We start from the raw sequence: 1,147 nt of genomic DNA, 5'->3' as shown, positions 1-1,147 counted from the left end.
GTTGCGAGATGCTCGCGTTTGGCCGGACGCTGGTTTTCGTGCATTTTGTGGCGATGCTGAAATGGTGAGCCCGGTGGCCGCCTCCGACGCCGTCACTGCCACGATGAAAAACGACGGGCTATTCGCGCGCGGTCTGTCGAGCAGCCGGTCCTTGCCTGATCAGCGCCTTCGCGTACCGCTGCACCGCGAAGCTGAACGTGCCGCGGAAATTGATGTGCTCGAAATGCACCGGTCCAAGCCGACGCAGCCATTCGTCCTCGACGTCCATGCCTTCCTTTCGCCAACGGTCGACCACGGCTTGCATGCGCGCGGTGTTCCAGGCGATCACGATGTTGGTGAGGAGGGCATGCGCACCGGAGATAGCGATGAGTTCGTCTCGACGACGGCCGCGCTCTGGCGCAATGCGTCCATAGTAGATGGCCCGCTGCAGTTGGTGGACCGACTCGCCACGGTTGAGCAAGGTGTGCAGTTCTCGGCGGAAGTCTGGATTAGTGAGGTAGTCGCACAGGAAGACCGTTCTGAGAAGCCGTCCAAGCTCTTCGGCACCGCGACGACCGCTATCACCCGTGGCTGCGCTTCCCCACAGACGCAGCCCGACATTGGCGCTGATGCGTCCAGTGCGGATGGAAGCCGCGAAACGAAGCATTGCGTCCCAACCGGTGCGGATCGCAGTGAGCGCTACGCTCGTGCTGACGACCGGCTCGATCGCTTGCGCAAAGTCCCGCCCAGCGCGCCAACCCGAAGGAACGTACAGCTTGCGTTCCGCCAGTGCGCGCAGTCGAGGGCACAGGTCGAAGCCGAGCAGCTTCGCTCCTGCCATTCCGGCGTGGGTGTACCCGTGGGTATCAACAGCCACCATCGACAAGCGATCCTGCTGCTCACGGTTGTAATGCTCGACGCCAGCGATGGCGGCACCGGCTTGTCGTTCATTGAGCACGATCGGCTGGTCGTACACGATGCCGTAGCGATCCAGGACGTGGGTGTAGAGCCCGGCAGCGTAAGTACGACGCCGCGGATCGACGCGTGCGTTCCACAGGTGCTGGGAAGCGTCCAACGACATCATGTCGGCAGAGGCCTTGTCGCCGGGGCCCCATAGCGCTGCAAGCGGGAAGGTGCGCTGAAACTCGACGACGCGCTCATTTGCGCG

The 1,147-nt window shown here is 63.1% G+C and carries 1 protein-coding gene; it reads right to left on the bottom strand.

All coding sequences use genetic code 11. From position 1 onward, the window contains the following. Window positions 1-118 precede the first annotated feature (118 nt). Window positions 119-1,147, bottom strand: a 1,029-nt coding sequence (locus tag AC1DYD_RS41410; RefSeq protein WP_478178499.1) for a Tn3 family transposase, incomplete at its 5' end; no start/stop codon positions are given.

The sequence above is a fragment of the Variovorax sp. P4_B11 genome (assembly GCF_056402355.1).
Note: the sequence above shows the minus strand (reverse complement) of the source record. Positions and strands in the feature narration are given on the sequence as shown.